This window comes from Paenibacillus sp. EKM301P (assembly GCF_011800295.1).
Classification (GTDB): Bacteria; Bacillota; Bacilli; order Paenibacillales; family Paenibacillaceae; genus Paenibacillus; species Paenibacillus polymyxa.
Genome location: NZ_JAALFM010000165.1, coordinates 1 through 224, shown reverse-complemented (window position 1 = coordinate 224; position 224 = coordinate 1). Strand labels below are relative to the sequence as shown.

General features: G+C 62.1%; 1 protein-coding gene. It reads left to right on the top strand.

The genetic code is table 11. The features are described from left to right. The coding region (locus HFD99_RS25375) for an AMP-binding protein (protein WP_167441118.1) at window positions 1–224 on the top strand (224 nt) is incomplete at both ends.

Genomic DNA, 224 nt, shown 5'->3' with positions numbered 1-224 from the left:
ATCATCAACGCATACGGCGTGACGGAAGCGGCGATCGACTCCAGTTTCTACGACGAGGAGCTAGCGAAGCTGCCGCAGACAGGCCATGTGCCGATCGGCAAAGCGTGGCTGAATGCGAAATTCTACATCGTGGATGCGCATCTGAACCCGGTGCCGGTCGGGGTGCTGGGCGAGCTGGTCATCGGCGGAGTCGGAGTGGCGCGCGGGTACTTGAACCGTCCGGA